The organism is Bacillus sp. L381 (genome assembly GCF_030284525.1).
Taxonomy (GTDB): Bacteria; Bacillota; Bacilli; order Bacillales; family Bacillaceae; genus Bacillus; species Bacillus amyloliquefaciens.
The window spans coordinates 1,992,834-2,017,465 of record NZ_CP127224.1 but is presented as its reverse complement, the minus strand read 5'-3'; the positions used below and the strand labels follow the sequence as shown (position 1 = coordinate 2,017,465).

General features: G+C 45.7%; 30 protein-coding genes and 1 pseudogene. 21 read left to right on the top strand and 10 right to left on the bottom strand.

The features are described 5' to 3' along the window. Positions 1 to 114: 114 nt before the first annotated feature. From QRX25_RS09905 to QRX25_RS09875, 7 genes are all read left to right on the top strand, one after another. Complete coding sequence (locus tag QRX25_RS09905; RefSeq protein ID WP_212097975.1) at positions 115 to 1,215, top strand: type III polyketide synthase; 1,101 nt, start codon at positions 115 to 117, stop codon at positions 1,213 to 1,215. Beyond that, positions 1,215 to 1,721 (top strand): isoprenylcysteine carboxyl methyltransferase family protein, encoded by a 507-nt coding sequence (locus QRX25_RS09900; protein WP_045511148.1) that lies wholly within the window; start codon positions 1,215 to 1,217, stop codon positions 1,719 to 1,721. Before QRX25_RS09905 ends, QRX25_RS09900 begins: the two co-directional genes overlap by 1 nt. A gap of 72 nt (positions 1,722 to 1,793) precedes the next feature. After that, positions 1,794 to 1,889 carry a Fur-regulated basic protein FbpC gene (gene fbpC, locus QRX25_RS09895; RefSeq protein WP_025284905.1) on the top strand — a complete coding sequence of 32 codons (96 nt, stop codon included), beginning with the start codon at positions 1,794 to 1,796 and terminating at the stop codon, positions 1,887 to 1,889. Positions 1,890 to 2,072: 183 nt separating this feature from the next. Then, on the top strand, positions 2,073 to 5,654 hold the full coding sequence (gene dynA, locus QRX25_RS09890; RefSeq protein ID WP_212097973.1) for a dynamin GTPase: 3,582 nt from the start codon (positions 2,073 to 2,075) through the stop codon (positions 5,652 to 5,654). 67 nt (positions 5,655 to 5,721) lie between these two features. Beyond that, positions 5,722 to 5,979, top strand: coding sequence for a YpbS family protein (locus QRX25_RS09885; RefSeq protein WP_065982890.1), 258 nt, complete (start codon positions 5,722 to 5,724; stop codon positions 5,977 to 5,979). A 76-nt stretch (positions 5,980 to 6,055) separates the two neighbouring features. Continuing rightward, positions 6,056 to 6,199 (top strand): protein YpzF, encoded by a 144-nt coding sequence (gene ypzF, locus QRX25_RS09880; protein ID WP_014418168.1) that lies wholly within the window; start codon positions 6,056 to 6,058, stop codon positions 6,197 to 6,199. Positions 6,200 to 6,293: 94 nt separating this feature from the next. Next, on the top strand, positions 6,294 to 7,181 hold the full coding sequence (locus tag QRX25_RS09875; RefSeq protein ID WP_065981726.1) for a 5'-3' exonuclease: 888 nt from the start codon (positions 6,294 to 6,296) through the stop codon (positions 7,179 to 7,181). A 5-nt stretch (positions 7,182 to 7,186) separates the two neighbouring features. Here the strand turns inward: QRX25_RS09875 and sspL are convergent, their stop codons facing one another. The 3 genes from sspL to QRX25_RS09860 are packed head-to-tail and all read right to left on the bottom strand — an operon-like array spanning position 7,187 to position 8,446. After that, positions 7,187 to 7,315 (bottom strand): small, acid-soluble spore protein L, encoded by a 129-nt coding sequence (gene sspL / locus QRX25_RS09870; protein WP_003153575.1) that lies wholly within the window; start codon positions 7,313 to 7,315, stop codon positions 7,187 to 7,189. 51 nt (positions 7,316 to 7,366) lie between these two features. After that, positions 7,367 to 7,759, bottom strand: coding sequence for a reverse transcriptase-like protein (locus tag QRX25_RS09865; protein ID WP_014470262.1), 393 nt, complete (start codon positions 7,757 to 7,759; stop codon positions 7,367 to 7,369). Between the two features lie 6 nt (positions 7,760 to 7,765). Then, complete coding sequence (locus QRX25_RS09860) at positions 7,766 to 8,446, bottom strand: queuosine precursor transporter (protein ID WP_013352616.1); 681 nt, start codon at positions 8,444 to 8,446, stop codon at positions 7,766 to 7,768. 81 nt (positions 8,447 to 8,527) lie between these two features. On the opposite strand from QRX25_RS09860, the gene QRX25_RS09855 reads away from it, so the two are divergent. Both QRX25_RS09855 and QRX25_RS09850 read left to right on the top strand, forming a co-directional pair. Then, entirely contained in the window at positions 8,528 to 9,199 is a 672-nt protein-coding gene (locus QRX25_RS09855) for a ribonuclease H family protein (RefSeq protein ID WP_212097971.1), read from the top strand. A gap of 2 nt (positions 9,200 to 9,201) precedes the next feature. After that, positions 9,202 to 9,384 (top strand): zinc-finger domain-containing protein, encoded by a 183-nt coding sequence (locus QRX25_RS09850; protein WP_013352614.1) that lies wholly within the window; start codon positions 9,202 to 9,204, stop codon positions 9,382 to 9,384. 26 nt (positions 9,385 to 9,410) lie between these two features. Here the strand turns inward: QRX25_RS09850 and QRX25_RS09845 are convergent, their stop codons facing one another. Next, on the bottom strand, positions 9,411 to 9,668 hold the full coding sequence (locus QRX25_RS09845; RefSeq protein ID WP_013352613.1) for a DUF2564 family protein: 258 nt from the start codon (positions 9,666 to 9,668) through the stop codon (positions 9,411 to 9,413). Between the two features lie 162 nt (positions 9,669 to 9,830). Between QRX25_RS09845 and QRX25_RS09840 the strand changes: the two genes are divergently transcribed. Next, positions 9,831 to 10,013 (top strand): hypothetical protein, encoded by a 183-nt coding sequence (locus QRX25_RS09840; RefSeq protein ID WP_065981724.1) that lies wholly within the window; start codon positions 9,831 to 9,833, stop codon positions 10,011 to 10,013. Positions 10,014 to 10,064: 51 nt separating this feature from the next. Here QRX25_RS09840 and cspD read toward each other — a convergent pair whose 3' ends face one another. The 4 genes and pseudogenes from cspD to metA form a co-directional block, all read right to left on the bottom strand. Continuing rightward, positions 10,065 to 10,265 (bottom strand): cold-shock protein CspD, encoded by a 201-nt coding sequence (gene cspD / locus QRX25_RS09835; RefSeq protein WP_003153604.1) that lies wholly within the window; start codon positions 10,263 to 10,265, stop codon positions 10,065 to 10,067. Positions 10,266 to 10,280: 15 nt separating this feature from the next. After that, positions 10,281 to 10,392 (bottom strand): annotated as a pseudogene (locus QRX25_RS09830) (hypothetical protein); the annotation flags it as partial. A gap of 91 nt (positions 10,393 to 10,483) precedes the next feature. Beyond that, positions 10,484 to 11,626: a diglucosyl diacylglycerol synthase gene (locus QRX25_RS09825; protein WP_013352611.1), complete on the bottom strand. Its 1,143-nt coding sequence runs from the start codon at positions 11,624 to 11,626 to the stop codon at positions 10,484 to 10,486. A gap of 224 nt (positions 11,627 to 11,850) precedes the next feature. Further along, positions 11,851 to 12,756: a homoserine O-acetyltransferase MetA gene (gene metA, locus QRX25_RS09820; RefSeq protein ID WP_212101703.1), complete on the bottom strand. Its 906-nt coding sequence runs from the start codon at positions 12,754 to 12,756 to the stop codon at positions 11,851 to 11,853. Positions 12,757 to 13,038: 282 nt separating this feature from the next. Between metA and QRX25_RS09815 the strand changes: the two genes are divergently transcribed. From QRX25_RS09815 to QRX25_RS09770, 10 genes are all read left to right on the top strand, one after another. Further along, complete coding sequence (locus QRX25_RS09815; RefSeq protein WP_065522892.1) at positions 13,039 to 13,521, top strand: glutathione peroxidase; 483 nt, start codon at positions 13,039 to 13,041, stop codon at positions 13,519 to 13,521. 11 nt (positions 13,522 to 13,532) lie between these two features. Further along, positions 13,533 to 14,141 carry an HD domain-containing protein gene (locus tag QRX25_RS09810; RefSeq protein ID WP_065981722.1) on the top strand — a complete coding sequence of 203 codons (609 nt, stop codon included), beginning with the start codon at positions 13,533 to 13,535 and terminating at the stop codon, positions 14,139 to 14,141. Between the two features lie 69 nt (positions 14,142 to 14,210). Continuing rightward, complete coding sequence (locus QRX25_RS09805; RefSeq protein WP_065981721.1) at positions 14,211 to 15,344, top strand: conserved virulence factor C family protein; 1,134 nt, start codon at positions 14,211 to 14,213, stop codon at positions 15,342 to 15,344. 256 nt (positions 15,345 to 15,600) lie between these two features. Next, positions 15,601 to 17,277: a dihydroxy-acid dehydratase gene (ilvD, locus tag QRX25_RS09800; protein WP_065981720.1), complete on the top strand. Its 1,677-nt coding sequence runs from the start codon at positions 15,601 to 15,603 to the stop codon at positions 17,275 to 17,277. Positions 17,278 to 17,359: 82 nt separating this feature from the next. After that, positions 17,360 to 17,794, top strand: coding sequence for a BrxA/BrxB family bacilliredoxin (locus QRX25_RS09795; protein ID WP_003153619.1), 435 nt, complete (start codon positions 17,360 to 17,362; stop codon positions 17,792 to 17,794). A gap of 38 nt (positions 17,795 to 17,832) precedes the next feature. Further along, positions 17,833 to 18,603, top strand: a complete 771-nt coding sequence (locus QRX25_RS09790; RefSeq protein WP_212101700.1) for a class I SAM-dependent methyltransferase — start codon at positions 17,833 to 17,835, stop codon at positions 18,601 to 18,603. A 260-nt stretch (positions 18,604 to 18,863) separates the two neighbouring features. Continuing rightward, positions 18,864 to 19,472, top strand: coding sequence for a YpjP family protein (locus tag QRX25_RS09785; protein WP_045511176.1), 609 nt, complete (start codon positions 18,864 to 18,866; stop codon positions 19,470 to 19,472). Positions 19,473 to 19,571: 99 nt separating this feature from the next. Continuing rightward, entirely contained in the window at positions 19,572 to 20,366 is a 795-nt protein-coding gene (locus tag QRX25_RS09780) for a thymidylate synthase (protein ID WP_007612094.1), read from the top strand. Continuing rightward, on the top strand, positions 20,363 to 20,848 hold the full coding sequence (locus QRX25_RS09775) for a dihydrofolate reductase (protein ID WP_212097970.1): 486 nt from the start codon (positions 20,363 to 20,365) through the stop codon (positions 20,846 to 20,848). The genes QRX25_RS09780 and QRX25_RS09775 overlap by 4 nt, the downstream gene beginning before the upstream one ends. Before the next feature lie 21 nt (positions 20,849 to 20,869). Next, positions 20,870 to 21,493: a lysophospholipid acyltransferase family protein gene (locus QRX25_RS09770; protein WP_065981716.1), complete on the top strand. Its 624-nt coding sequence runs from the start codon at positions 20,870 to 20,872 to the stop codon at positions 21,491 to 21,493. Positions 21,494 to 21,534: 41 nt separating this feature from the next. Here QRX25_RS09770 and trhA read toward each other — a convergent pair whose 3' ends face one another. Together trhA and QRX25_RS09760 are read right to left on the bottom strand one after the other, a co-directional pair. Next, complete coding sequence (gene trhA, locus QRX25_RS09765; protein WP_065981715.1) at positions 21,535 to 22,173, bottom strand: PAQR family membrane homeostasis protein TrhA; 639 nt, start codon at positions 22,171 to 22,173, stop codon at positions 21,535 to 21,537. A 16-nt stretch (positions 22,174 to 22,189) separates the two neighbouring features. Further along, complete coding sequence (locus QRX25_RS09760) at positions 22,190 to 23,176, bottom strand: sigma 54-interacting transcriptional regulator (RefSeq protein WP_065981714.1); 987 nt, start codon at positions 23,174 to 23,176, stop codon at positions 22,190 to 22,192. A gap of 184 nt (positions 23,177 to 23,360) precedes the next feature. Here QRX25_RS09760 and ilvA point away from each other — a divergent pair, with 184 nt between their 5' ends. Further along, positions 23,361 to 24,629 (top strand): threonine ammonia-lyase IlvA, encoded by a 1,269-nt coding sequence (ilvA, locus tag QRX25_RS09755; protein ID WP_115997548.1) that lies wholly within the window; start codon positions 23,361 to 23,363, stop codon positions 24,627 to 24,629. The last annotated feature ends 3 nt before the right edge of the window (positions 24,630 to 24,632 follow it).

The following is a 24,632-nucleotide window of genomic DNA, read 5'->3' as shown; positions in this document are numbered from 1 at the left end:
CATTCAAAAGGGCCAATTTTCAATGAAAATGGCAGGTCAGCGAAATCCTTCATTCAAACCTTGTGCATACATTCAGGAAAAAAGCGGAAACCTTTATATGAAGAGGTGATGGGTATGGCATATGTGTTATCGGTCGGAACGAGCATTCCGGAGCATCACGTCTCGCAAGAAACGGCGGCGGAATTTGCGAGAGGGATGTTTGCCAATTCATTTAAAGATATTGACCGGCTGTTAAAAGCCTTTCAAAACGGCGAAATAGAATCAAGACAGTTTGTACGGCCGATTGAATGGTATAAAACGGAACGGGGTTTTTCAGAAAAGAACCGGCTGTATACGGAAGAAACCGTTAAGCACAGTGTGGATGCGGCGGTTGATTGTTTAACAAACCCGGAATGTTTAACAACCCCCTTTCCATATGAAGAAGTGGATGCGATCTTTTTTATTTCCAGTACCGGGCTTTCGACACCCAGCATTGAAGCGAAAGTGATGAATCAGCTTCCGTTTTCTGCGAAAACAAAACGGATCCCGATCTGGGGCTTAGGATGCGCGGGCGGAGCGGCAGGTCTGTCCAGGGCGTACGAATACTGCCGTGCCTACCCTGAAGCATACGTGCTTGTCATCGCGGCCGAGCTTTGCAGCTTAACGTTTCAGCCGGAGGACAAGTCAAAAAGCAATTTAATCGGAACCTCCCTGTTTGCGGACGGAATTGCCGCCGTACTAATTGGAGGGGAGAAGGCGAGCCGGAAAGACGTCAAACAGCCGCTCGTTCCGCGGATATTCGCCACCCAATCGGTAATGATGCCGGATGCGGAAGATGTGATGGGCTGGGAATTCACGGACAGCGGATTTCAAGTCATTTTTTCCAGAGACATTCCCACTCTTGTATCACATTGGCTGAAGGATAATGTTGATGAATTTTTATATGAACATGGAGTCCTGTCTCACGACATTAAAACCTTTCTTGCCCATCCCGGCGGGAAAAAGGTCATTGACGCTTATTTAACGAGTCTTTCAATGGACATCGGGCAGCTTGCGGCATCTCAGAAGGTGCTGCAAAAACACGGGAACATGTCTTCAGCAACTATTTTTCATGTCATAAAAGAACAGTTGCTGCATGGACGGCAGAAAGAACACGAAAAAGGGCTGATCGGCGCTCTCGGACCGGGATTTTCGTCTGAGCTTTTGCTGTTCAGCTGGGAAAGGGGGGCATCTTAATGTTTTGGCTGTTTATCATACTCCTTGCTGCCCAGCGGATTGCGGAGATGATCGTGGCCCGGCGCAATGAGCGGAAAGTGAAAAAACAAGGCGCCGTCGAATACGGAGAAGGGCATTACCCCTTTCTCGTCCTGATGCATGTGCTCTTTTTTGTCTCTCTTATAGCCGAGGTGGCGGCGTTTCATAAAGCGCTTTCTCCAAGGTGGGCCGCCATTATATGTATCATTTTCTTTGTGCAGGGGATCAGGTATTGGGCGCTTTTATCACTGGGGCGATATTGGAATACGAAAATCCTTGTCGTGCCGGATGCGGAGCTTGTCAAAAAGGGGCCGTACAGGTGGATGAAGCACCCGAACTATGCGGTCGTCATCTTAGAATTTATCTTGCTGCCGCTGTTATACGGGGCGTATTGGACACTGTTTCTCTTTTCAATCCTCAATGCCTGCATGCTTACTGTGAGGATTCGCGCCGAAGAGAAGGCTTTAGAAGAAAACACCGCAAAATAGCGATTGAAAATCATTCTCACTCATGATAAGATATAAATATGAAAATGATTCTCATTCAAGGTGGTGCCAAAAATGACAATGTTATTTTTATTTGCAGCCGTTTGTACATACAGCGTTTTAATTGGCTTTGTATTGAAAAAAGTTTCGAATAAATCGATGTCCTCTTAAACATCTGCGGTTTTTCCTGCCGCGGGTGTTTTTTTCTTTAACAGCTGCCGATATCGGCGGCTTTTTTGCCGTTTCCTGAAGAAAAGTGAACCATTCTTGTGTAAAATGGGAGAGAGGTTTTTTTCAGAGCTTTCTAAAAATGAAATCGTCATTGATGCGACAGACACAAAGGGGTAAAGACACATGACAGAAGCAGAACGCCATAACAGGGAGATTTTCAGCAGAACGGGTGCCTTATACGCACAATTTTTGGATCATCAGGATGAAAAACGAGCCGATCAGCTCGCGGCCATTATGAAAAAAGCGGCTGATGAAGAGGTTTATATCGCATTTACCGGGCATTATTCGGCGGGAAAGTCTTCTTTATTAAACACATTGCTCGGTGAAGATATCCTGCCGACAAGTCCGATTCCCACAAGCGCCAACCTTGTTGTCATCCGGCACGGTGCAGATAAAGTCGTCCTTCATACGACTGACGGGGCTTATGCAGAAATCAAAGGAAGTTACGATAAAGAACAAGTGCAGCAATTCTGTAAAGACGGAGAGCAAATTGAGACGGTGGAAGTCTATGCAGGCTTTGAGGAGTCAGAGCCTTATGCGGCCTACATTGACACACCGGGGATTGATTCGACGGACGAAGCGCATTTTTTATCAGCCGCTTCGGTTCTTCACCAGGCAGACGCTTTATTTTACGTCGTTCATTATAATCATGTTCATTCAGAAGAAAATATGCTGTTTCTCAGCTCCATTAAAGACCGTACTCCGAATCTGTTTCTGATCGTCAACCAAATTGACAGGCATGATGAAAACGAGACGAAGTTTGAAGAGTACCGGAGACAGGTGGAAGATATGCTCGAAGGCGCGGGAATACCGAAGGAATCGCTTTTCTTTACGTCTGTCACAGAGCCTGATCATCCTTTAAACGGGATGGAAAAGCTGAAAAAACATCTGCAGCAGCTGAAACAGCAGGCAAAAGCAAATCTATGGTCCTTAACGGAGCGAAAAGTCGCCCGCTTAGTCAAAGAGCATACAGACATGCTCGTAAAAGATGATAATATCGGCGGCCAAGAGCAGTTTGACAAACAAGAAGCACTCGTCCGTTCTGTCGAAGCTGAGCTTGAAAAAACCGTTCAACAGGCTGAAACAGCAGAGAAAGACATCAGAAACGACGTACAGAACATATTGCAAAATGCTAATCTGACACCGTTTGAGACGAGGGAGCTTGCATCTGCTTATATCGAATCACAGCAGCCCTCATTCAAAACCGGACTTTTCTTTTCAAAAGCGAAAACGGCGGCGGAAAAAGAGAGAAGGCAGGCTGAATTTTTTGCCGATATCAAAAAAAGAACGGAAGGGGAAGCGGATTGGCATATTATCGACACATTTACGAAAGCTGCCAAGAGGTATGAAGCGGAATCTGACGAACTGATCAAGAAAATACAGGCGTACCGCACACCGCTTTCTGATGATATCACCGCTCAGGCCCTTAAACAGGGAGCGGCATTTTCATCTGAATACGTATTAACCTATACGAAAGATCTCGCAGAAATGATCAGACGGGAAGCCAAAAGACAGACGGCGGAACTTATTGAGGAGCTGACAGCTTATATTCAGGCAAAAAACGGACCGCTCATAGAGAGCCTGAAAAAACGGCTTGAGAAAGAAAGGAAAATAAGGGATGAGCTCGCGCAATCGGCAAAAGCAGAACGCAATGCCGGAGAAAAAGCCGCCCGTGTCCGCGCTTTGTGGGAAGGAGAATCGGCCTATAATACGGAAAGCAGCGACTGGTATTTGCGAAAAAAACGCCTTGCGAATGCGCCTGTCCAAAAAGAGAAACCAAAAGAGACTATACATCATGAAGTAAACCAGCCTGCGAAAAATGCGATAAAGGAACTTCCCATAAAAGAGCAGGTTGACCGGTTCTATGAACTTGCCGGGATTCTTGACTCATCAAGCCTGTTAGGAAAGCAGGCAGAAGCCTTTCGAAGCAGGATTAAGCGGCTTGAAAACCGCCAATTTACTTTGGCGTTATTCGGCGGCTTCAGCTCCGGTAAATCGTCTTTTGCCAATGCGCTGGTCGGTGAATACGTGCTTCCGTCATCACCGACGCCGACAACGGCCACCATCAACAAAATAACCAAACCGCAAGACGGCAAACCGCATAAATCTGCGGAGATCGTTTTTAAAACGGAAGAGGAGCTTGACGCTGAAATGCTTCAGCTGACAGAGCTGAAGGATGCTGACGTAAAGGGGCGTTCACTGAACGAGAGATGGAATTATGCCATTAAAAAGGGAAAAGTGCCGGAGGACCTTACGCCGGTGATTCAGACGATGCTTCAGGCGTTTCATACGTATGAAGAACAGATCCGTCAAAGGCTGACATTGACGGTGCCGGTTGAAGATTTAAAACCGTACGCAGCTGAAGAAAAAACGGCCTGCTGCGTGAAAGAAGTCACCGTATATTATGACTGCCCTCTCACGCAAAAAGGCATTACCATCGTTGATACGCCGGGAGCAAGCAGTATCAACAAGCGCCACACGGAGCTTGCCTTTCAATATATAAAAGATGCTGACGCTTTCTTTTATATGACGTACTATCAGCATTCTTTTTCAAAAGGAGACAGGTCTTTTCTGAAGAAACTCGGCCTCGTCAAAGAATCATTCGGCATGGATAAAATGTTTTTTGTCATTAATGCCGCCGATCTGGCAAAAACGGAAAGCGAGCTGGAAACCGTCAAAGATTACGTTCGCTCAGAACTTTCTAAAGAAGGAATTAACCGGCCGACATTATATCATGTGTCAAGTAAAGAAGAGCTTGCGGGGAAAAAAGAAGCTTTCTATAACAGGTTCTCTGATGTAAGAACAGGGCTTGCGCACTTTATTGAAGAAGATGTAATGAGGGCCAGCTGCGCCCAGCTGAAAACAGAGGCTGACAAATTGTGCGATATGGTGGAACAGCTTCACGAATCTCTTCACCAGTCGGCAGAAGAAAAAGAAAAAAAGAAACAGCGTCTGGAGTCTTCTTATGAAAAAGCTCTTGCTGCTATTTCAAAGCGCCGTACGTCTGAGGTCATCATTCGAAAAGTGATGAAAGATACGGAAGAACAGCTTTATCACATTAAACACCGCCTGTCGTTTTATGCGAATGATATGCTGAAAACCGCTTTCCATCCGGGCCTTCAAAACGGCGATTGGAAACAGAATATATCAGCGGCACTCAAGGAAGCGCTCAAGGAATTCCGTTTCGAATACATTCAAGAGCTGAAGACGCTCGATATCCGGATGACCGGCTTTATTGAACGCCATATGACTGAGGAATGGATGGAAAACTGCCGGAAGCAGCTTATGGAAGACGGGGATTTCTCCATTTATGTCAGCGCTGAAAACGAATTTGCCGTTCAGCTGAAAGAGGTCGCTCCGGTAATTGACGCCTCGGCATTCACTCAACACGTAAAGGAAGTTAAATCGCCGAAGCAGTTTTTTGAACAGAACGGAAAAGCGGCATTTGTGGAAGGACTCAGGCTCAGCCTGCAAAAAGTGACAGAAAAGTGGCTTGAGCAGGAGAAAGAAAGCCTTTCAGCACGCTATACTGAGCAGGTGCGCCGGCTGCAAGAAGATATGGCGGATAAAAGCCTGTCCCAGATCCGCGAGCAGCGGGACACTTTTTTACAGGGGCTTGCGGAGAATACCAATGCAGGGGAAATTGAACACCTTTACAAGGCCGAAAAAGCATGGAAAAAGAAAGATGAAATGCTGAAAATTTAAAAATCAGGTTGGCGGGTATATAACAGTCGTGGTAGACTAAAATGAAAAAAGCGAGATGAAACCTTTTATGTCAGAAGTCCATAAAGCAATTTCAGCACACTCCGCAAAACAGCATCATCACGTCAAGTCATTTGTAGAGCTTGAATATCAGCGTGAACAAGCCATTGAAGCAGCCGTTCTCAAATGCAGACAAAATGAACCGTTCACGACGGATGCCATTAATGAAATTACCGCAAAAATGAACCAGCTGGCCAAAAAAGGCATTGTGCCGGCAAGACGTTTTGTGACTGAAGATATGGTAAAAGAATTCGTCAGCAGACAGTAATGGATGAACATGCCGCGTGTGGCATCAGTGCATGCTGCGCATACTATCCGTATCTTCTCTAAGGGGGGATACGACAATGGGCAGAACAAAACTGGGAAACAGAAATGCTCAGCAGAATAACAATGCCAAAAAGAAAAACGGCTTCGGACAAAAATTTGATTCCTATGCCGGCCGTGAAGCTGAAAAGCTGATAGCAAGCAATAAAAGACACGGTGAATGACGAAGTGGCAGCATCTTCTAAAAGAGAGGATGCTGTTTTTTTACGGCCTTCTTTGGTAAAATAGGAACATTGAATAAAGAAGGAGTTTCGATATATGAATAACAAATTACTGCTCGTTGACGGCATGGCGCTTTTATTCCGATCATTTTTCGCGACGGCCGTTCATCGCAATTTTATGATAAATGAAAACGGAATTCCGACAAACGGCGTCAATGGCTTTTTAAAGCATCTCATTACGGCGGTTGAAACGTTTCAGCCCACACATGTCGTCTGCTGCTGGGATATGGGAAGCAAAACGTACCGCAATGATTTGTTTCAAGATTATAAGGCCAACCGAAGCGAACCGCCGGTTGAGCTGATTCCGCAATTTGATTTAGCAAAGGAAGCGGCAGCTGAACTCGGTATTTTAAATATCGGCATAAAAGGCTATGAAGCGGATGACTGTATCGGTACGCTCTCTGCCTTATTTTCCGGTGAAGCGGAAATTACAATCGTAACGGGTGATAAAGACCTACTTCAATTGCTGAATAAACAAGTTCAAGTAGCGCTGCTGCAAAAGGGCATCGGCAACTATAAAGTATATACAGAGGAGATTTTCAGAGAAGAAACAGGGGTTCCGCCAAAAGCGCTGATTGACATAAAGGCGCTGATGGGAGACACAAGCGACAACTACCCCGGCGTTAAAGGCATCGGAGAAAAAACGGCGTACAAGCTGATCCGTGAATATCAAAATATAGACCGGTTACTGGAAAGCCTCGCTCACTTGCCGAAGGGCCAGCAAACAAAAATTCAGCAAAGCTTAAAAGAATTGGAGCTGTCAAGGCAGCTTGCTGAAATACATTGCGAAGTGCCGTTAGTCTGTACGTTTGAAGAATCGCTTTTTTCTTTGAAGATGGAAGAGGCAGCTCTCATGCTCAGACGCCACCAGATAAAAGGAATTGAAAGAATGCTCGAAAAGCTGAACGCCAGAGAGATCAGCTGATCCCTCTAGCGTTTTGTATTGCTTTTTTTTGCGTTGTTTTCAAGGGCTGATTTCGGGTCTTTGTGCGCATTTCCCTCCATATTTCCCTGAGGATTCACGCCTCCGGTCAGCCGGCCTTTATTTTCTTTTCTCATAGCTGTTCACCTCATTTGTAGGATGAACAGTAAGACACAATTTCATTCCGGTTATTTATTCAGCCGAATCGCTTTTTTTGCAAGCTGATCGGCTGTTTGATTTTGTCTGCCCGGAATCCACTTAATAAAAAACAATGGAAACCCGGCCTTTAATCGGATGATTTCGTCAACAAACGGCTGGAAAGTCTTGTTTTTCACCGCTTCCAGATCTGCGGCCCGCTCCACGATATCCGAATCCGTCCGGAATGACACGGACTCATATCCGCGGGCGGCACACAGCTTCATTCCTTCAATTAAGGCGAGAAATTCAGCTTCCTGGTTTGAATGGTCGCCGATCGGAATTGAGAAAGATTCTGTTTTCCCGTCATGCTTAATAAAAATACCGATACCGGACGGGCCCGGGTTTCCGGCGCTCGCACCGTCTACATAAATTTCAGCGGGCATCATCCGTCACTCTCCATTCGGTGTCATTCGTTTTGCCGCATATGCATAAGGGACAGAAATGAGTGATACCGCAAATTTAATCAGATAAGTTGAAATAAAAATGCTGAACCACACTCCCGCGGAATAAACGCCGATAAAGGCGACGGCAGTGAAGATAAATGTATCCAGCAGCTGGCTGAGCGCCGTGCTTCCGCTGTTTCTGAGCCAGAGAAGCCTGTCTGAAGGAAAGATTCGCCGAATGGCGGAATATACATAAACATCTATCGTTTGGCTGAAAATAAAAGCCAAGAGGCTCCCGAGCGCAACACGAGGCAGAAAACCGAAAATCGTTTCAAGGGCAGGCTGCGCGATATCTGAAGCAGCCGGTTTATATAAAAGAGCTCCCTGCATGGCGCATGTCAAAGCCAGCAAAGTGGAAAAGCCGAGCCAGACGGCTTTACGCGCTTCCCGGGGACCGTATTTTTCATTCAGCACATCCGTTGCGAAGAAAACGGTGCCGTACATGATATTTCCCAATGTCGCCGTAAGCCCGAACAGCTCAACTGTTTTGACAACCTGCAAGTTGGCGCACACCGTGGCGAAACCGATCCATACAAATAGGCCCGTTTTGCCAAATCCTTTATAAAACAAAAGAACAATGATAAAATGAATGATCGCAAATAAGATCCATAATACATCATTAAACAAAACCTGCTGACTTCCTTTCAATTGGAGAATGGTTTGATTATAGCACACGCCCGTCAACTAATGAATGGTAAGGTGATTTCAATGAATCTTAAGCCGTATATCGAAATAGAAGCAAAAGGAACAGGCCCTGTCTCGTTTTTTTCAGAAGATTGGCTGACCGTTCCGAAAGCGCGCATGCTTGCAAGAGAAGTCAGCCGCTTTCCTTATATAAAAGACATTTATTTTGAGGATGAAAAAGGCGCAAGCTGGACGCTTAAAGAGCTGGAAAAGCTTACTGAAGAGCTTGCGCACGAACCTGACGACATTACGTTGTTTTTCGACGGCGGCTTTGACAAAAAAAGCGGCCTCGCCGGACTCGGAATTGTCGTGTATTATTCTCTCGGAGGCAAGCGCCACCGCGTGCGGAAAAACAAAAGCTTAACGCTTCAAACGAACAATGAGGCGGAATATGCCGCTTTGTACGAAGCGCTTAAGGAAGTGCAGGATCTTGGCGCAAGCAGAAATTCAATCACGATAAAAGGGGATTCCCTGGTCGTTTTACATCAGCTTGACGGCAGCTGGCCGTGCTATGATGAAACGCAAAACGGATGGCTCGATAAAATTGAAGCGCTGCTCAAATCCTTAAAGCTGACACCGACATATGAAGCCGTAAACCGAAAGGAAAATCAAGAAGCGGATGACCTTGCCAAAAAAATTCTTTCAGGCCGGCAGATTGAAAGCCGCATAACATTAGATGGTAACGGAGATGACTGATATTGGATAAAAAAAGCATTTATAAAGAATTGACAGAGCTTCAGGATGAATATTGCAAAGACTGCTTCGTGAAAAAGCATTTCCGTAAGGAGTTTGGAAAAGCGTACGCACATTCTTTCTGCATCAATCAATGCACAGTGGGGGAGAAGCTGAAAGCCTACGGCAAGGTGCTGACAAATCAATAAAAAATAAAACCGCAGCTTCTGCGGTTTTATTTTTTGAATTCATCGAGCTGATGCTGGCAATCGTCCAGAAGCATTCGCTGCTGCTGCAGGAAATCTTGGTCGAGAGCTTGCAGCTCACTCGATTGTGACATCGTTCTCGCATCCTGAATCGCCTGGTAAGCAGATTCAAGCAAAGTTGAATTTTGTCCCCGAGTAGCCGCTCCTGTTGTTTTCTGGGCCGTTTCCACCGCTAATTCAAGCTGGCGTTTATCCGTCAGTCCGTTCGGAAAAAATTCAGAATCCATTAAAAAAACACCTCCGTGAATAGTTTGGAGATTTTTTTTAGGAATATGTACGAAAAATAGAAAAAAATACAGAAAATAAGCCGATATAACTATTGAACCTGATTAATTAGGTCTTATTTACTATTATTCAGGGTATCTTGGGAGAGAAGGGAAAAACCAGCCGTGAATGATAATGATTTAAAAAAAATCCTTCAGCAGACATTTAAAGAAATATACGGTGATTTGGGAAGTTTAGCGGAAATGGCGAAAAGAGGAATGCCGTCAATGGAGAAACAGATTGAAGAAATCGAGCAGCGGTGCAAGCAGAATCTTGTAGCGATCGAGATTCAGACGGCAATCAAATAGGAGAGGCATACGCCTCTCCTCTATTTGTCATCTGATCAACATGTATTGAGTTTAGAGTTTTACAACATTAGAAGCTTGAGGTCCACGATTACCTTCGACAATTTCAAAAGAAACTTCTTGTCCTTCTTCTAATGATTTGTACCCTTCTCCTTCGATAGCAGTGAAGTGAACAAATACGTCGTCTCCGCCTTCAACTTCGATGAAGCCGAATCCTTTTTCGTTATTGAACCATTTTACTTTACCGTTTTGCATATTGCTTAATTCCTCCTAGTACTGTAGCACCTTCGTGCTAAAAAAAATTTTGTCATCATCCAACCGTACGTATGTAAACGTTGTTAAATGATGGTTCAACTATACACCATATGGGAGCGGGCGTCAAGCGGCCGCTCCCTATTTTTTATCTTTATTTTTCCAGCAGCAAACCTTATACGGAAAAAACAAAAAGCACACGAGCGTTCGTGTGCTTTTCTTTATGATAATGCCATATCTGCCTTCCCGGCCATCAGTTCAGATTCTTTTATAATGTCCTGCAAAATGACTTCAGAAGAGTTGGGGAGATGAAGGCTTTTAATATTGTTCTTCATCCGGTTCAGCTTTTCCTCATCGGCAAGAAGGGAGGTGACAGACTCTAAAATTTCTTCGTGGCGGTTGACCACGACAGCCGCACCGCGGTCTTCAAAGAAAATGGCGTTTTCCTTTTCCTGTCCGGGCACCGGTTTGTACAGAATGACCGGTACGCCGATCGCTGTCGCTTCCGTCAGTGTGATACCGCCTGGTTTTGTAATCATGCAGTCCGTAATCCGGAACAGCTCGTCAATTCTTTCTACATAGCCGAGCACTTTCAGACGGTCGGTATTGTCACCTTCCAGGCTGCTGAGTGAATCTTTCAGCGAGCTGTTTTTGCCGCATACCACCACAACCTGCACCTGATCGTCATGAACGAGGTTTTCGCACAGTTCTTTTACGTTTTTCAGCACACCATGCGCTCCCGCCATAATAAGAAGAACTTTTTTGTCGGGAGAGAGATTGTATTTTTTATAAATCGGCTCTTTCGGCATTGTTTCCTCGAATTGAGGCCTGATGGGAATGCCTGTGATCTTTACGTTGTTCGGATGAGTGCCGATTTCAATCAGTTTTTCCTTCACGTAATCGGTTGCGACATAATATTTATCAACATTTTCATGAACCCAGATTTTGTGAAGGCAGAAATCGGTCATAACGTTGAACGTCGGGATCACTTTTCCGGTTCTCCGTCTGTATTCCGGTACGACAATCATCGGAAATGTATTGATAATAATGTCCGGCTTATGCTCTTCGACGAGCTGGCCTAAACGTTTATTTCCCATTTTAAAATAAATATTGAATTTGCGTTTATTATAGATTTTGTCAACTCCGTAATAAAACAAACGATAAAACTGTTTCCCGATTGAGAAGCTTTTTAAATAAAGGTATTGAGTAACCTCTGAAACAATCGGATTTGACTCTTGATACAAATTGGAAACCGTCACATTCAAGCCGAGACGGAGACATTGTTCGTAGAGCGTTTTGGCCACTTGAACATGTCCGTTTCCGTAATTTGCAGTCAAAATTAATACTTTTTTATTGGTATTCAAGTAAATTCACCTCAATGTAATCAACAACAAGCAAGCTTCATGCATCGTAAGGAGTTATTGTCTATAGATAAACATAACACAAGTACATCATTTTATAATAAGCGCGGCAACATATTTAAACTAAATTTAATTGATATGTTCCAGTATTTTAAAGTTTTGTTATACCCATACTGAATCAAGAGTATTTTATCATATTTTTGTCACCGTATCACTCAAAACAAAAATTAATCCCATTCATACGGGGTTTCCTGATATACATAATAATTCAGCCAATTCATAAACAATAACGTCGCATGAGCTTTCCAGCGGTTTACTGGTTCTTTCCCGCCGGGTGTAAAATAGTGCTTAGGAGCTTCTACGTTTGAAAGATTTCTTTCTATATCCCTCTCATACTCCTGAAGAAGCGTATCGGTATCATATTCCGGGTGTCCCGTTAAGAAAATCTGCTTTTCGTCTTTTGATACGATTAAACAGACCCCGGCTTCCTCAGAAACGCTCAGCACATCCAGATCCGAAGCCGCTTGCAGCTGCTCCGTATTAATATCTGTATGCCGTGAGTGGGGCACATAGTATAGCTCGTCAAATCCTCTTACTAATCTCTCATGTTTTTTAAGAACGGTATGCTCAAACACTCCGAAGATTTTTTTCGGCATCTCCACTTTCTCAATTCCGTAATGGTAGTATAAACCGGCTTGAGCGCCCCAGCAGATATGGAGCGTTGAAGTGACGTTCGTTTTGCTCCATTCCATAATTTCCTTCAATTCTTCCCAGTAAGAAACATCTTCAAACGGCAGGTGCTCAATCGGAGCCCCGGTAATAATCATTCCGTCAAACCGCTTGTGGCGGATGTTGGAAAATTCCGTATAAAATTCATCCAAATGCTGCCTTGCTGTATTTTTTGGAGTGTGTGTGCTCGGAATTAAGAATGTAAAGTGAACTTGTAAAGGCGAGTTCCCCAGCAGCCTGAGCAGCTGGGTTTCCGTTTGGATTTTTTTCGGCATCAGATTTAAAATGACGATCTTCTGCGGCCGGATATCCTGATGAAAAGCCCGGCTTTCATCCATTACAAAGATGTGTTCACTTTCAAGCACCTGCTTAGCCGGCAGGTGATTTGGTATATTGATAGGCAACATGCCACCTCCGTTATTCCCCGTTAATTTTCTTCATTATAGAAATTTTTAAGCCATTTTTCAATCCATCCCGGCGTAATAAACCGCAATTAGCGCATAATGACAGGATAAAAGGGGCAAATGGGCATAAAATCGGAGCGGCTCTTTATTATGACGGGTAAAGAGACGTTTGGTTCCGCGAAAAAAGCGTTTACCGTTAAATGGAAGGGAAAAGCGCTTTCCGTTTGTTTTGCAGTGTAAAACAGGTAAAATAAATGAAGAATGAAAGAAGGAGGGCCGTAAATGACAATTTACGATATAAACGTACGGACCATAACAGGCGAAGACGTAACGCTATCGGCATACAGGGGCAAAGTGATGATCATTGTGAATACAGCGAGCAAATGCGGATTCACGTCCCAGCTCAAGCAGCTTCAGGAGCTCTATGATACATACCAGCAGGAAGGTCTTGAAATATTAGGATTTCCCTGCAACCAATTTATGAACCAAGAACCCGGAGACGAGGCGGAGATTCAAGAGTTCTGTGTGAAAAATTACGGAGTCACATTCCCGATGTTTGCGAAAGTTGATGTCAATGGAGCAGGCGCTCATCCTCTTTTCACATATCTGACGGAGCAAGCGAAGGGGATGCTCGGCACAAAGGCGATCAAATGGAATTTCACTAAGTTTATTGTGGACCGTAATGGTGATGTCAAAGGGCGTTTTTCTCCAAACGTCAATCCGAAAGAGCTTGAAGATACGGTGCAGAGGCTTTTGGCCCGATAAGAGGTGATACGGTGAACGAAAAAGAGCAGCTGGAAAACGTCAGGAATTGGGTCAGAGAAAAGCTTATCAATGAACGTACGGGACATGATTGGCTTCATATTTCCCGGGTCGCAAACCTTTCTGTTTATATTGCAAAGGAAGAAGGCGCAGACTTATTTATCACTGAGGCGGCCGCGCTGGTTCATGATCTCATTGATGCCAAGCTCGATGAAAGCGAAAGGCTGACGGCAGGCGAAGTGACAGAACGGCTGGCTGCTTTCAAAATCGCGGAAGGCCCCATCCAGGAGATTGCGGATATTATCACGAGGATGTCATTCAGACACAGGAAACTGCTGAAAAAGCGGCCGCTGTCATTGGAGGGGAAAGTTGTTCAGGATGCAGACATGCTTGATGCGATCGGCGCTGCGGGCATCGGCAGGGCATTTATGTTTGCCGGCGCGAAGGGACATCCGATGTACGGAACTCAAACAAGTGTGCTGGCTCATATAGAGGATAAATTAATCACGCTTAAAGACTTAATGAATACAGAAACGGGTGCTGGTTTGGCAGAGGAGCGGCATCAATTTCTATTGCAGTTTGCCGCCCGGATTCAAAAAGAGGCCGGCATGGACAAAAGCTAAGCGGCGCAATAGAACGCTTGTGCCGACTATGTTAGAATAAGTGTCAGATTGTGCATAGGAGGACCCAATATGAAGATTAAATCAATAGAACCGACGCCGAGTCCCAACACGATGAAAGTGATTTTGACTGAAGAGCTTCCGGCAGGCAAAAGCAATAATTACAAGCCGGACCAAGCAGAAGGTGCTCCGGCCGTCGTACGTGATATTTTAAACATTGAGGGAGTAAAAGGTGTTTACCATGTTGCCGATTTCCTGGCTGTGGAGAGAAACGCCCGTTTTGACTGGAAAGAAATTCTGCCGCAAGTCCGATCTGCCTTCGGAATGGAACAAACAGAGCAGTCTGAGAGCCGTTCTGAACAGGAATCATTCGGCGAAGTGAAGGTTTTCGTACAAATGTTCAGCGGAATTCCGATGCAGGTCAAATTGACAGACGGCGAACGTGAAGAACGGTTCGGCCTTCCGGAACGTTTTCAACAAGCCATATTAAAGCTGCGTTCCGAAGCATCAAATGTTGTATTTGAGCGCGCCTGGAAAGAACAAGGCGTCCGCTTCGGAGATTTTACCGAAATCGGACACGATGTCACAGAAGAGCTTCAGGCTGCTTACAGTGATGAGCGGCTCAAACGCTTGACGGAAGCAGCTGCACAGCAAAAGGGTGAGGCCAAACCGGCAGTGCAGCGGAAGGCTTATAAAGTGACACTGGATATGCTCGATGATGAAGACTGGAAGCAGCGATATGCCCATCTTGAGCAAATGGATCCGGATGAAGACGATTTACCTGTGTTGGAAAAGGCGCTTCATGATCCGAAAACCTCGATTAGAAGACAAGCCGTCGTTTATTTAGGAATGATTGAAAAGCCGTCTGTGCTTCCGCTGTTATACAAAGCGCTTGAAGACAAAACGGTGACAGTCAGAAGAACGGCTGGCGACTGCCTGTCGGATATCGGCGATGCGAGCGCCATCCCGGCAATGATGAAATCGCTCAGTGACTCAAGCAAGCTCGTGCGCTGGCGTGCGGCCATGTTTTTATATGAAGTCGGTGATGAAAGCGCGCTAGAAGCATTAAAAGCGGCGGAAGACGATCCGGAATTCGAAGTCAGCCTGCAAGTCAAAATGGCGATTGAACGGATTGAGCATGGAGAAGAGGCGAAAGGTTCGGTCTGGAAACAGATGACTGAAAGCAGAAAAAAAGAACAGTTATAACAAAAAAGGTGCGCCGTGCACCTTTTTTGTTTGAATTCACTTTTTATAAAAATTATTTAGAATATTGTTGAAAAATGATTCAAAACTCTATATAGTAAGTACAATATTAATTGTTGGAGGGTTTTTATCGATATACTGAAAGAAATAAAAGAGACAGGGCGGCGACGCTGTAAACAGGCGGTAAGCAAAACGCGCCCTGAAATAAACTGAAAATTTTAAAAATAATGTACAGTCTAAAAACAGTAGGAGGATCACCATGGCAGAATTACGCAGCAACATGATCACACAGGGAATTGACAGAGCGCCGCACCGCAGCCTTCTTCGCGCTGCCGGCGTAAAAGAAGAAGACTTCGGCAAGCCGTTTATCGCGGTCTGCAATTCATACATCGATATCGTTCCCGGGCATGTTCACCTGCAGGAATTTGGAAAAATCGTAAAAGAAGCAATCAGGGAAGCGGGCGGAGTGCCTTTTGAATTTAACACGATTGGAGTAGATGACGGAATCGCAATGGGGCATATCGGCATGAGATATTCGCTGCCGAGCCGTGAAATCATTGCCGATTCAGTTGAAACGGTCGTCTCGGCTCACTGGTTTGACGGAATGGTCTGCATTCCGAACTGCGACAAAATTACGCCGGGGATGCTTATGGCGGCTATGCGGATTAATATTCCGACCATTTTTGTCAGCGGGGGGCCGATGGCAGCCGGCCGCACAAGCGACGGCCGCAAGATCTCGCTTTCTTCAGTATTTGAAGGCGTAGGCGCATACCAAGCCGGGAAAATCGGCGAAAGCGAACTGCAGGAGCTGGAACAGTTCGGCTGTCCGACGTGCGGTTCTTGTTCGGGCATGTTTACGGCAAACTCGATGAACTGTCTGTCTGAAGCGCTCGGTCTGGCGCTTCCGGGCAACGGAACAATTCTTGCGGCTTCTCCGGAAAGAAAAGAGTTTGTGAGAAAGTCAGCGGCCCAATTGATGGAGACTATCAAAAAAGACATTAAGCCGCGCGATATCGTCACCGAAAAAGCGATCGATAACGCGTTTGCGCTAGACATGGCTCTCGGCGGTTCAACCAACACAGTGCTTCATACGCTTGCGCTTGCCAATGAAGCGGGCGTTGAGTACTCTTTAGAACGCATTAACGAAGTGGCTGAACGCGTACCGCATTTATCGAAATTGGCACCGGCCTCGGACGTATTCATAGAGGATCTGCATGAAGCAGGCGGAGTCTCGGCGGCTCTTAATGAATTGGCGAAAAAAGAGGGCGCGCTCCATCTTGACGCGCTGACCGTAACAGGCCGGACACTCGGAGAAACAATAGCAGGCCATGAAGTAAAGGATTATGATGTGATTCATCCGCTCGATAATCCGTTTACTGAAAAAGGCGGTTTGGCCGTGCTGTTTGGGAATTTGGCTCCGGACGGCGCCATTATCAAAACAGGCGGCGTGCAGGACGGAATTACAAGACACGAAGGCCCTGCTGTCGTCTTTGATTCACAGGATGCCGCGCTTGAAGGCATTATAAACCGCAGAGTAAAAGAAGGAGATGTTGTCATTATCCGTTATGAAGGGCCAAAGGGCGGACCGGGCATGCCGGAGATGCTCGCACCGACTTCTCAGATTGTCGGAATGGGGCTTGGCCCGAAAGTGGCGCTTATTACAGACGGCCGTTTTTCAGGAGCGTCCCGCGGCCTTTCGATCGGGCACGTATCGCCTGAAGCGGCTGAAGGCGGCCCGCTCGCATTCGTTGAAAACGGCGACCATGTCATCGTTGACATAGAAAAACGGATTTTGGACGTGCAAGTGCCGGAAGAAGAGTGGGAAAAACGTAAGGCGGAATGGAAAGGTTTTGAACCGAAAGTCAAAACGGGATATCTTGCCCGGTATTCCAAACTCGTGACAAGCGCCAATACGGGCGGAATCATGAAAATTTAAATCAGCGGCCTGAACAATTGAATTCCGGCTCCCTCTATAGTATCCTTGACTTCATATAAGGATTTTAGAGGGGGCTGTTTTTATGTCAATGGCTTATGAAGAATATATGCGCCAGCTGGTCGTGCCAATGCGACGCGAGCTGACGGGTGCGGGTTTTCAGGAATTAACGACCGCAGAAGAAGTGGAAAGCTTTATGGAACAAGCAGAGGGTACGACATTGGTCGTTGTCAACTCCGTGTGCGGCTGTGCCGCCGGTCTTGCCCGTCCGGCTGCGACTCAAGCTGTTTTGCAGCATGAAAAAGCGCCTGATCATACGGTTACCGTATTTGCCGGTCAAGATAAAGACGCAACTGCAAAAATGCGTGAATATTTTACGGGGCAGGAACCTTCCTCGCCTTCAATGGCACTGTTAAAAGGCAAAGAGGTCGTTCACTTTATTCCCCGCCACGAAATCGAAGGACATGACATGGAGGAAATTATGAAAAATCTGACGGATGCCTTCGATGCACACTGCTAAATGCCCGAATTCCGGGCATTTTCTTTTTGGAGAAAATGATGATTACAACCAGTTACAGACCAAGCGAATATACGATACACACAGCACAGTCACTCAGTGACAAGCTGGGTGACACTTACTGCAGCCGCAATAAACAGCCCATTGAAAAAATGCTGGAACGAGCAGCAAACGATCTTTTGGTCATCGGAAAGGAACGGTTCGAACTTTACACGAAGCAAGGGGAGAAGTTCTTTTTTCATCCGAATACAGCGATGTTCCGCGCAAAGCGTTTTTTGAGAGGGGAAGCCGAGCCGATGATAAAAGCAGCCGGATTACGCGAGGGGGACTCTTTTTTAGATTGCACGCTCGGCCTGGCATCTGATGCGATTTTGGCAAGCATGGCAGTCGGAAAGAGCGGACAAGTAATCGGCCTGGAGAAAAACAAGCTTGTTTCATTGCTTGTTGAAACAGGGCTCCAAACGTGGGAAACCGGTATTGAACCGCTGCAAACCGCCATGAAACGTATTCAAGTCAAGCATGCCGACTGCGCCGATTATTTGCGGAATCTTCCTGATTCATCGGTGGATGTCATCTATTTTGACCCGATGTTTCACGAACCAGTTGAAACGTCTGACGGCATTGCGCCCCTCCGTGCACTGGCAGAAGAGGGATTTAACGAAGAGTGCCTCACGCATGCCGTTCGGGCGGCGAAAAAATGCGTAGTGCTTAAAGACCATTGGAAAAGCCCGCGGTTTGAACGATACGGCTTCAAGGTGCTGAAAAGAAAGACGGCGCTTTTCCATTTCGGTGTCATTCATGTAAGCTCATGATGTCATGGGCTTATATGTTGTTAATCAGTGATTTCCATGACGACAAAATAAAGCAGCGTGAGAAGTGATACAGTCGCAAATAAAGCGTTAATCATCTCATTCCCTCCTTTTTCTATTTCTTATTGTAAGCGGTTTATCCGCTCGGTCACAGTTACTAATTTCCCATATTGTATGATCATGCGCTGCCGGACATGACGCCGCTCTTTGATCTATGCTAAAATAGAGGGAAAGAGGACAATAAAACAGAGGGGAACAATATCATGAAATTGTGGATGAAAAAGACCCTTGTGGTTCTGTTTACCATTGTAACGTTCGGCCTCGTGTCTCCTCCGGCTGCTTTGATGACAGACAAGCCTTCAGGACAGTCGAGCAGTCTTGAGCAGAATGATTACACCGCTTTTTATGATGAACACGCCCTGCAGGGGGATGAGAAGGCAAGGCGGGAGCCTGAATTACTGTTTCAATCGTATCAGCAGCAGCTTCTTGGTGATGCTGAAAATCAATCATTTTTAAAATTCGGCAGCAAAATTTCTCCGGTCATTGAAGATGATTACAGAAATGAAATTCTGCCGAAAATCGAAGATGTGATTACAGGGCATTTAGCCAAGTTTCAGGATGATGAAGCGTATCAGGATGTGGTCATTTCCAGCAAACCGTCGGCCGGAAAAACTGAAAAAATTTTTCATGTGTATAACAGGCTGACGGGTGAAGATCTTTTAAGGTTCCACGTCCGCCGGGATCATCCTCCGCAAGACGGCTACTGGTTTAATTTTCATTACCATACCGCTGAAGACGGATTTCAATCACATCATGAGCTCGGCAGCATTTACTGGGACCGCAATACGCCGCCTGACTGGATGAGCGTGTAATACCGTGAAGAAATAAAAAAATCATTTCTGAGAAATTTTGCAGAAATGATTTTTTATTGTGTTACACTACTAAAAGACTACTTTAAAAGGATGAAAAAGATGAAACAATATAAAGATTTGTGCCGTCATGTGTTAGAAAACGGAGAAAAAAAAGGAGACCGTACGGGAACGGGTACGATCAGCACGTTCGGCTACCAAATGCGGTTTAACCTTCAGGAAGGTTTCCCGATGCTTACGACGAAAAAACTCCATTTTAAATCAATCGCCCATGAGCTGCTTTGGTTTTTAAAAGGTGACACGAATGTCCGCTACCTTCAGGAAAACGGAGTCCGCATCTGGAACGAATGGGCGGATGAAAACGGAGAACTCGGACCGGTTTACGGCTCTCAATGGCGTTCATGGCGCGGAGCGGACGGCGAGACGATTGATCAAATCTCCCGGCTGATTCACGACATCAAGACAAATCCGAATTCCAGACGTTTAATCGTCAGCGCGTGGAATGTCGGCGAAATTGATCATATGGCGCTTCCTCCTTGCCACTGTCTGTTTCAGTTTTATGTCGCGGACGGAAAGCTGTCGTGCCAGCTTTATCAGCGCTCAGCGGATGTATTTCTCGGCGTGCCGTTTAATATTGCGTCTTATGCGCTTTTAACAATGATGATTGCGCATGTGACGGGGCTTGAACCGGGTGAGTTTGTTCATACGTTCGGAGACGTCCACATTTACCAAAATCATGTGGAGCAGGTGAATTTGCAGCTGACAAGGGATGTCCGTCCGCTGCCGAAACTGCGGTTTGCGCGAAACGTGGATTCTATTTTTGATTTTGCGTTCGAAGACTTTATCATTGAGGATTATGACCCGCATCCGCATATAAAAGGAGCTGTCAGCGTATGATATCGTTTATTTTTGCGATGGATGAAAACCGGCTGATCGGAAAAGATAACGATCTGCCTTGGCACCTTCCGGATGATCTCGCATATTTCAAAAAAGTGACGACGGGACACACCATTGTGATGGGTCGGAAAACATTTGAATCAATCGGGCGTCCGCTTCCGAACCGGCGTAACATCGTAGTAACCTCGCGGGATGAATCCTTATTCCCGGGCTGTACTGTCGCCGGCTCGGCTGAGGAAGTGCTCAAGCTGATCCCGGCTGATGAAGAATGCTTTGTAATCGGCGGCGCCCAGCTGTACAGTGCGCTCTTCCCTTATGCGCACAGGCTCTACATGACAATCATTCACGATGTCTTTGAAGGAGATCGTTTTTTTCCGGAGTTTAATGAAGATGAATGGGAATTGACATCCCGCAATCAGGGAGTAAAAGATGAAAAAAACCCTTACGATTATGAGTACCTTGTATACGAGAAAAAGAATTGAGATCAAGCAGGGGGACAAGAATTGATTCGTTACGGCTGCCTTGTAATGTACGTTGTATTTATGTTCATGAAAAATATTCAGGAATATTTCAATCAAAAAGAGCTTGACCCGCGGCTTTCTTTTCAAAAACAGATGAGGCTGGTGTACGAGCGGCCGAAAGCGTTTATGAGGGGATGCATTGACATGTCGGGATCGGTAATCAGCATTCATCATGATCAGCCGATACCGGACGGCCCTGTATTGTATGTGCATCCCGGATTAGGCCCGGCTGATCTTGTGCTGCTTGCGGGACATCTTGAAGAGCCGGCTGGTTTTATCGCCGGCGAGAAAGCTTTCCGGATGCCGTTTCTCGGAAATTGGCTGAAATTGATGGGCGTCATTTGTGACGGAGACAGCCGGGATGCCGTGCTTCACGAGGCGGAAGTCCGCCTGCAAAAAGGGCAAAGCCTGATTCTTTCTGAAGACGGAAAAATCAATCCGGAGGAGCTGGCCCTGCGTCTCGATCTTCCGATTGTTCCGGTCAACACAACGGGAACAGACCGGCTGCTTCGGGGCAGGTTACTGAAACGGCTGAAACCGGCAGACATTGAACTGCATGTAAAGCCCGCTTATTATCCGGCTGTTCAGAAACGGCTTCGTGCATAAAAAAAGCACAGTCTCTCGTAAAGAGACTGTGCTTTTTTATTTCAGATAAAAGGGACTTTGACGCAATAAAATAATATACAGAAAAACATCGAAGCGCTGCCGCCTAAAACAAAGCTGTGCCAAATGGCGTGATGAAACGGAATCTTTCTCCAAATGTAAAAAATCGTGCCGGCGGAATACAATAAGCCGCCGAGAAGAAGAAGACCGAAGCCCGGGCCTGACAGCGAGGCGTACAGCGGTTTGATGGCGACAATAATCAGCCAGCCCATCATTAAATAGACAAGCGTTGAAAAAATGATAAACCGCTTCACGAAAAAGATTTTAAACACGATACCTCCGACGGCAAGCGACCAAACGATAATTAACAAAGTCAGGCCGAGTGCGCCTTTAAGCGGTCCTAATAAAAATGGCGTATATGTCCCCGCTATTAATACGTAAATAGCGGAATGGTCCACAATCTCAAGAATGTCTTTCGTTTTTTTATGCTGAATGCTGTGCAAAAGAGTCGAGCTGAGATACAGCAAAAGCATTGAGGCTCCGAAAATCGAGAAGCTGGCGATGTCTGTCGGCGAGCCGTATTTCACCGCGAAGATAATGAGAAAAATAAGCGCCGGGATCGACAGCAATACACCGATTCCGTGTGTAATGGCATTTGCGATTTCTTCTTTTATCGTGAACAATTAAATGTCCTCCTTTTTAAAGGATTTGTTTTTGCAGTGACTGCAAAAAGCCCAACCCTTCTAATGTGATTTTTGTTCCTGCGCGTCCCCGTCCCTTTGTGACATAATTCATCTTTTCTAAGTAATCAAGCCTGTTTCTGACCTGCTGGGGCGTCAATGTCATTGTGCTGTTTTCGCTTAATTCGGATATGCTCCGTCTGCTGGCGGGTTCGCCTTTTGCATTTAAGTCTTTGATTGATTCCAAAATAAACAAAAATTCTTCTTTTTCCATCAGTGTCAGCCGTTTTTCTTTTTTCTTGGCGGTTTTCGCTTTCTGGCTGTTTTTAATATACGGCGGGACATCCTCGGGATAAATCGTGCCGCCGGATGCTGCCGCAGCCATATAATACGCCGCATTTTGAAGCTCTCTGATGTTGCCGTTAAAGGTGTGCCGTGCACACAGAGGATAAACGGACGGATCGATATGCAAATGCTTCCCCGAAGCTGCCAGAATATGCTGAAGAAGAAGCGGTATATCGCTTTTTCGTTCAGATAAAGCAGGGAGCGGAAGACATAACACGTGAAGCCTGTAGAATAAATCTTTGCTGAACGTGTTTTCCGCATCGGCAAGATCCGCCGTGCTGCTTGCAATGATGCGGGCGGAAAGCCCGGCGTCCAGCTCGGAAAGAAGGCGGGCCTGTACTGAAAGCGGCATGTCTCCGATTTCATATAAGAATAATGTTCCGTATCGGGTTCTATTTAATGCGCCTTCAGCACCGAACAGTTCATGCTCAAGCCGCTCTTCGCTTTGGCTGCAGTGAACGGTAATAAACAGTTCGCTGTTTCTGCGGGATTTATGGTGGATCGCTGCGGCCATTTGTTTTTTTCCGGTTCCGACTTCACCCGTTATGAAGACCGGCAAATCCGATAATGCAAATTTGGCGGCCAATCGTTTCGCTTCTAAAAAAGATTTATGTTCGCCGGCTAGTTGATGAAAAGGATCAGTCTGTTCAATTACATTCATTAATTGGCTCCTTTTGGTTCTAATTGGTTTAAGTATAACACGTTTGTGCCTTTAGAAAAATCATTTTCTCATCAATCGGTTCATTTATGTTTATTTACAAAATTAAAATAATTGTCTTATTATTTGAATATTCGTGTTATAATGGCATATTAAATAGGGATTTAAATAAGAAAGGACTCTGTAAATGAAACCGTTGCTTAAAGAAGACTCTCTCATCCAGGTAAAAGACATTTTAAAAGCGCACCAAAACGTAAAGGACGTTGTGATACATACGCCTTTGCAGAGGAATGACAGACTTTCTGAAAGATATGACTGCAATATCTATTTAAAAAGAGAAGACCTGCAGGTGGTCAGGTCATTTAAGCTCAGAGGGGCTTATAATAAAATGAGGCAGCTCTCAAAAGAGCAGACTGAAAACGGAATTGTATGCGCAAGTGCGGGAAACCATGCGCAGGGGGTTGCGTTTTCATGCAAACATCTCGGCATTCACGGCAAGATTTTTATGCCGTCAACCACACCGAGACAAAAGGTATCCCAAGTGGAGCTGTTCGGAAAAGAATTTGTTGAAATCATATTGACGGGTGACACTTTCGATGATGCCTATAAAAGTTCTGCGGAATGCTGCGAAAAGGAAAACCGCACGTTTATTCATCCGTTTGACGATCCGGACGTCATGGCCGGGCAGGGAACGGCTGCCATTGAAATTTTAAATGACATTGATGTTGAACCGCATTTTCTTTTTGCGAGCGTAGGGGGAGGAGGACTCCTATCCGGTCTCGGCACTTACATGAAAAACATCTCGCCGGATACAAAAATCATAGCGGTAGAGCCGAAGGGCGCAGCCTCCTATTTTGAATCGAAAAAAGCAGGACAAGTCATTGAACTTGAGAAAATCGATAAATTTGTCGACGGGGCGGCCGTAAAAAAAATCGGCGCGGAAACGTTTCAAACGCTTGAAACAGTCGTCGATGACGTTCTGCTTGTCCCGGAAGGAAAAGTGTGCAGCACGATTCTCGAATTATATAATCAATGCGCCATCGTAGCTGAGCCGGCGGGTGCATTGTCCGTGTCAGCACTTGATCTGTACAAGGAAGAGATTAAAGGGAAAAACGTCATCTGCGTAGTCAGCGGAGGGAATAACGATATCGGCAGAATGCAGGAGATGAAAGAGCGCTCCATGATTTATGAGGGGCTGCAGCATTATTTTATCGTTAATTTTCCCCAAAGGGCGGGGGCGCTTCGCGAATACCTCGATGAAGTGCTCGGGCCTGATGATGACATCACCCGGTTTGAATATACAAAAAAGAATAACAAAAGCAGCGGTCCTGCATTGGTCGGCATTGAGCTGAAGCATCGGGAAGATTATGGCGCGCTCATTGCCCGTATGAACAAAAAAGGATTTCATTACGTAGAGGTGAATAAAGATCAGGATCTGTTCCACCTGTTAATCTGACTT